Consider the following 6,624-nt stretch of genomic DNA (forward strand, 5'->3'; position numbering starts at 1 on the left):
CTGATCAGCCCGGAAGAATTGAGCAAGCGCAGCGGCGATGATGCGCAACGCGCAGCGGACCTGATGCGCCGGCATGTGTATCGCATTGGCCGCCGCCGCGGCTTGATCTTCGGCGGACAGGTGGCGCTGGCGCATCCCGAATCGGTCGATCGCGTGGCGCAGGAACTGGCGCAGAGCGAAAAGCTTGCCGATCTCGCCGACGGCAAACAACTGATCGTGCTGCGCGGCTCCACCGATGGCGCTGCCTTGCGCGAAATCGGCCGCCTGCGTGAACTCACCTTCCGCAAGGTCGGCGAGGGCACCAACACCCGGCGCGACCTGGATGCCTACGACCCGCACTACGAACACCTGGTGCTGTGGGACCCGAAAGCGCTGCGCATCGTCGGCTCCTATCGTCTCGGTCATGGCGGTCGCCTGATCACCGAGCGCGGCATGAATGGCCTGTACACCGCCAGCTTGTTCAATTATTCGCCAGCGTTGGAGTCGCGCTTGGCGCAAGGGCTGGAATTGGGGCGCAGCTTCATCGCCCCGGCATACTGGCGTTCGCGCGCGCTGGACCAACTGTGGCAGGGCATTGGCCTGTACCTGCAGCGCCACCCGGAACTGCGCTACCTGTTCGGTCCGGTCAGCATGTCGGTAAGCCTGCCGCGCCAGGCGCGCGAGTGGATCGCCGCCGCGCACCAGCATTACTTCGGCGTGCAGGGCCTGGCCTCGGCGCGCCAGCCGTTCAAGGTTTCCGCCGACGTGCTCGAAGGCGTGCGCCGCGAGCTGGAAGGCCTGGACCCGGCCAGCGGCCTGGGCAAGCTGCGCCATCACCTGGATGCGCTGGGCGTCAGCCTGCCCGTGCTGTATCGCCAGTACGTGGACCTGGTCGAACCCGATGGCGTGCAGTTCCTCGACTTCGGCGAAGACCCGGGTTTCTCCGGCTGCGTCGATGGCCTGGTCATGCTCGACCTCGCCCGCCTGAAGCCGGCCAAGCGCGCCCGTTATCTTGGCAAGGGCGACTGAGCGAGCTGTGCTTTAAGCACGGACCTCTCCAGCACTTCCGTCGCCCCGGCGAAAGCCGGGGCCTGGCGGCTTTTAGCTTGATCTGCACCTGACGGGCTCCTGCGGCAGACCGGCCTCAAGCGCTGCGCCGTTGAGATGCAACTGTAAAGATCATGTAAAGGAAGCATGCGATTATGCTAAGGTATCGCTAAGGATACGTGACCGATTTCACCCTGCTGTTGCTTAGGCGAATGGCAGGAATGAAGTACGAATTAGCTTACACGTGTGTCGCCCAGGGTTGAGTCACCGGGCCGCGGCCCTCGCGCCGTGTCCCTCGGAAAAACCAAGGTTTCCAAACAGGCCACCCGGCTCATGTAACAAATGAGCCAGAGCCTTTTTGTGTGTGACGAGGTCAGCAGGTCAGCCGACCCGTGTTGTCGCAAGCGAAGTTCGAAGGTCAGCAAGCGGTGCCAGAGACACATACCAAATCAATAATCGGACTACGGGGCTCTACATGAAACGTACGCATCTTTCCGCAGCGATCGCGATGGCTTTTTATCTATCCGCCGGCATCGCCGCGGCACAGACGGCCAGCAACGACCAGGCCCAGAGCCAGAGCAGCGCGAACACCCAGCAGCGCGTCAACGCATCCAGCACCTCCAACACCACCACGTCCAACGCCACGCAGCGCGACGTGAAGCAGATGAACGAGGTGACGGTGCAAGCACAGTCGCTGTCGCTGGGTGGCGGCCTGATGTCGGTGCAGATCGCGCCCAAGGCGGTGTCGACGATCACCCGCGATGCGATCGAAAAGGCCAGCCCCGGCAGCAACTTCACGCAGATGATCGGCTCCATCCCGGGCGTCAATGCGGCCACCGACGACGTCACCGGCCTGGCCAACGGCCACTACAGCATGCGCGGCTATGACTCCTCCGACATCGGCATGACGGTGAACGGCGCGCCGATCACCGACACCGGCAGCTACTCGGTGTACGCCACCGAATACGGCGACTCGGAAAACATGGGCGATATCACCGTGCTGCAAGGCATTCCGGATATCGACATGCCCGATTCCGGCGCCAGCGGCGGCCATATCGGCTGGGCCACCATCGACCCGCCGCACCAGGGCGGCGTGGACATCACCCAGACCTTCGGCAACAACGACTATCGCCGCACCTTCGTGCGCCTGAACACCGGCGACCTCGGTCCGATCCGTTCGTGGATCTCCTATTCCGACAACTCGGCCAACATGTGGCGCGGCGCGGGCGACCTGCGCGTGTCCAAGGTGGATGGCAAGTCGGTGTGGACCATCAACGACAACAACTCCATCAGCGCGTCGCTGCAATACAGCCGCCAGAGCAACCTGGAGTATGCCGCACTCTCCAAGGCACAGGCGCAGCAGCTCGGTTACGACTACAACTACAACTCCACCTGGATTCCGCTGAGCAATCTCAAGGGTGCCGCGCTCAAGACTGCCGCGACCGCGGACGAGAACTACTACGGCCTGCACACCAATCCGTACTCCAGCTACATGTTCAGCATGGATGGCGAGTTCAAGCTGAGCGACAGCATCCACGCCTCGGTCATTCCGTACTTCTGGTACGGCGACGGCGGTGGCGGCGCGGGCGGCCTGGCGCAGGAAAGCACCTCGCCGATCAACAAGTACCTGTACGCCAACATCGATCTCAACGGCAACGGCACGGTAACCAACAGCAGCAAGACCAACTTCTCCGGTGGCACGGTGTATTCGTATTCCTCCGCGCTGACCTACCGCCCGGGCGTGCTGGTGAAGCTCAACCAGGATTTCGGCACGGACAACAGCCTGGAATACGGCTTCTGGTATGAGCGTTCGCGCAAGAGCCAGGCCGACACCTTCGGCTTGGTGGATCCGAACAGCGGCACGCCCGCCGACGTGTGGCTCAACTCGTCCTACCTGGTGTACCCCACCGGCGGCGCGCCGCAGAAGTTCTATGACGAATACACCACCACCGAGCTGAAGAAAGCCTTCGTCACCGACAACTGGACGCCGAACGACTACTGGACCTTTGTGGCTGGCGTGAGCTACCTGTACGCCACGCGCACGGGCTTCAGCTACGACTACCCGGGCTCGACCACCCAGACTTCTGCCGACTTCAACAACAACTGGCACAAGTTCCTGCCCACCGCGGGCATCAAGTTCCAGCTCGATGAGCGCAACCAGTTCTACATCGGCAGCGGCAAGACCTTCCGCGTGCCGTCCAACACCGCCGCCATCCTCGATGCGCTGGCGGGCGTCAACAACGGCGCGCCGGAAATGTCGTGGAACACCGACCTTGGCTGGCGCTACTACGGCGATGCCATCTCCACCAACGTCGACCTGTACCACAGCAACTACTTCAACAAGCAGGAAGTGGGTTACAACCCGGTCAACAACGACGAGATCTACACCACCATCCCGCACATGGACATGCAGGGCTTCAATGGTGAGCTGAGCTGGAAGTTCGCCCAGAACTGGAACCTGTACACCTCCTACACCTATACCCAGGCCAAGATCCGCGGTGACCTGGACGGCGGCCCGTACGACAGCAACAACGGCAACGGCCCGGGCATCTACCCCACCAACGGCAAGACCATGCCCGACACCGCCCGCAACATCGGCAACGTCAGCGTGGGCTACGACGATACGCACGTCTGGGCCACCCTCGGTGCGCGCGCCACCAGCTCGCTGTACGGCGACTACATGAACACCGAATCGGTTGGCGGCTTCACCACCTTCAATTTCAGCGCCGGTTATCGCTTCTCCGATTGGAGCAGCTGGTTCACCAAGCCCTACCTGAAGTTGAACATTGGCAACCTCACCGACCATCGTGCGTTTACCTACGTCAGCTCCGCGCCGATCCTTTCCAGTGCGGCCGTTGGCAAGGCGCTGAACCTGTACAACAGCACCGCCTACTACGGTCTGCTGCAGCCGCGTTCGTACATGCTGACCTTCGGCGTGTCGATTCGCTAAGCAGGCCACGCGAATCCGCGCTGCCCACGCAGCGCGGGTTCTTGGACTACATCGTTCCAAGCGTTACCACGCCCTGCGGTTCGCCGCGGGGCGTTTGTTTTGTGGGCGTGGCTCGCATTGACCCGGTGCCCCTCGAAGCGAGATGCTAGGCGGCCGCCCACGCCCATCACAGCCGTGTACGGTGGCAAAAACGCCAGGAGACGATGGATACATGAACGACACCCCGCTCGACAAAACCGGCAAGCCCGCAACGGTAAGTGCACGCATTTCCCCTGCCGGTGGCCTGGACATTCTTTCCCGCAACGAGGTGGTGCGCCTGCGCGATGCCAGCGGCTCCGGCCTGCACGGCCTGCTGCGCCGCTGCGCGCTTGCGGTGCTCACCTCGGGCGAAGTCGGCGACGATCCGCGCGGCATGTTCGAGCAATATCCCAACTTCGACATCCAGGTGCTGCAACAGGATCGCGGCATCAAGATCGAACTTTCCCACGCGCCGGCCAAGGCCTTCGTCGACGGCCACATCATCCGCGGCATCAACGAACTGCTGGTGGCGGTGGTGCGCGACATCGTCTACGTCTCCACGCAGTTGGAGCAGGGCACATTCGATCTCCATGACACCGTCGGCATCACCCACGCGGTGTTCGAGATCCTGCGCAACGCGCGCATCCTCAAGCCGCAGATCGATCCCAACCTCGCCGTGTGCTGGGGTGGGCACTCGATCTCGCGCGACGAATACGAATACACCAAATCCGTCGGCTACCAGCTCGGCCTGCGCGGCATGGACATCTGCACCGGCTGCGGCCCCGGCGCCATGAAAGGCCCGATGAAAGGCGCCACCATCGCGCACGCCAAGCAGCGCCGCCGCAACAACCGCTACATCGGCGTGACCGAGCCCGGCATCATCGCCGCCGAATCGCCCAATCCGATCGTGAACCAGCTGGTGATCATGCCGGATATCGAAAAGCGCCTGGAAGCCTTCGTGCGCATGGGCCACACCATCATCGTGTTCCCCGGCGGCGTCGGCACGGCGGAAGAAATCCTCTACCTGCTCGGCATCCTGCTGCACCCGGACAACGCCGGCATTCCGTTTCCGCTGATCTTCACCGGCCCCAAACAATCGGCCGCCTACTTCGAGCAGATCGACACCTTCCTGCGCCTGGCGCTGGGCGACGACGTGGCGCAGCACTACAAGATCATCGTTGACGACCCCATCGCCGTGGCGCACACCGCCGTACGCGGCGTGGACAAAGTGCGCAACCACCGCCTGGACAACAAGGACGCGTTCTTCTTCAACTGGTCCTTGAGCATCCCGGTGACCTTCCAGCAGCCCTTCGTGCCCACGCACACGGCCATGCGTGCGCTCGCCATTCACCGTAACCGCCCCCGCCACGAACTGGCCGCCGACCTGCGCCGCGCCTTCTCCGGCATCGTCGCCGGCAACGTGAAAGACGAAGGCGTCCGCGCCATCGAGCAGCACGGCCCGTTCGAGATCGACGGCGAACCGGAAATCATGCGCGCCCTGGACCGCCTGCTGCAGGCCTTCGTCCAGCAACACCGCATGAAACTCCCCGGCGGCAGCGCCTACGTACCGTGCTACCGCGTGCTTACCAACTGAATACGTTGAGGAATACCGCCCGCCCCGGCTTGACAGCCCCGGGCCATTTCCCCAAACTACGCAGCTCCCCGCCCGAATAGCTCAGCCGGTTAGAGCACTTGACTGTTAATCAGGGGGTCGTTGGTTCGAGTCCAACTTCGGGCGCCAAATTCAGAGAAGGGCCTGCCTTGCGGCGGGCCCTTTTTCGTTTTGGGTGCCATTGCTGGCGCATGAAAGGCGGTGCAGCTCGAAGTGGGGCTCTGCATTCAAGGTCCGAGCTTCAAAAGTCACCTGATCGCCGATTGGCGAAATCCATGCCTGCAGGGGTGGCGTTGAAGAGTGGCCTCACTCGACAGATTGGGAAATTCTCTGCGTCGGTAGCGATACAGATATCACGTCGTATGAGTGGATAAGTGAACCTGACCCCGATTCTGGGAACGATAATTTGGCAATGGTCATATCAGGGTAATGCCTGGGGCGAAAACACCCCAACGTCTACGAGTACCTACGCGCTCAATTTGCGTTTCCCAGGGCAATACTTTGATTCGGAGACGGGACGGGTCTACAACGTTAATCGATACTACGACCCATATGTAGGTAGATTTGTTCAGAGCGATCCAACTGGATTGCATGGTGGGCTTAACACTTATGCTTACGTTGCAAATCGCCCATTGAATTCTCTGGATTACCTGGGTTTGGCTTGCAATGCGAGAGGGTGTTGGAACACGGACGAAGAGACGGCTTACGCTAATTCAGGCGACTATCGAGACTACTACGCGACTGCTTGTTCAAACGGGGATCCCTATGCGTGTCGGGCCGGTGAGGTCGCAACCGATGCTGATCCGCCAGGTATCAGGGGGCCACTTACACATATTACAAACGCCAAGCTAAGGGCTTCTCTCCGCAAAAATTTGGGCGGGTTGATCTTGCCCCTCTTCCACGGACACCCGGTTAAGCGATTCAATTCGCTATCCGAGGTGATCCATGAAGCAGAAGACAGGCGTGAAGCAGACCCGGCAACGTTACAGCGATGAGTTCAAGGAACAAGCGCTGCGTC

4 protein-coding genes and 1 tRNA gene are annotated in these 6,624 nt (G+C 61.7%); all 5 read left to right on the forward strand.

All coding sequences use genetic code 11. The features are described 5' to 3' along the window. On the forward strand, window positions 1-1,008 hold a 1,008-nt coding region (locus VMA74_RS16155), incomplete at its 5' end, for a GNAT family N-acetyltransferase (protein ID WP_325368784.1). A gap of 493 nt (window positions 1,009-1,501) precedes the next feature. After that, window positions 1,502-3,976: a TonB-dependent receptor gene (locus VMA74_RS16160; RefSeq protein WP_325368786.1), complete on the forward strand. Its 2,475-nt coding sequence runs from the start codon at window positions 1,502-1,504 to the stop codon at window positions 3,974-3,976. A gap of 211 nt (window positions 3,977-4,187) precedes the next feature. Further along, window positions 4,188-5,588 carry a nucleotide 5'-monophosphate nucleosidase PpnN gene (gene ppnN / locus VMA74_RS16165; RefSeq protein ID WP_325368788.1) on the forward strand — a complete coding sequence of 467 codons (1,401 nt, stop codon included), beginning with the start codon at window positions 4,188-4,190 and terminating at the stop codon, window positions 5,586-5,588. 70 nt (window positions 5,589-5,658) lie between these two features. Further along, window positions 5,659-5,735: transfer RNA gene (locus VMA74_RS16170), tRNA-Asn, on the forward strand. A gap of 245 nt (window positions 5,736-5,980) precedes the next feature. Then, window positions 5,981-6,601, forward strand: a complete 621-nt coding sequence (locus VMA74_RS21580; protein WP_345786052.1) for an RHS repeat-associated core domain-containing protein — start codon at window positions 5,981-5,983, stop codon at window positions 6,599-6,601. The last annotated feature ends 23 nt before the right edge of the window (window positions 6,602-6,624 follow it).

It is taken from the genome of Dyella sp. (assembly GCF_035508675.1).
Lineage (GTDB): Bacteria > Pseudomonadota > Gammaproteobacteria > Xanthomonadales > Rhodanobacteraceae > Dyella_B.

What these genes read in the sequence shown, in the direction of transcription:
- VMA74_RS16160 (WP_325368786.1), top strand. Translation starts at nt 1,502, where the DNA reads ATGAAACGTACGCATCTTTCCGCAGCGATCGCGATGGCTTTTTATCTA.
- ppnN (WP_325368788.1), top strand. Translation starts at nt 4,188, where the DNA reads ATGAACGACACCCCGCTCGACAAAACCGGCAAGCCCGCAACGGTAAGT.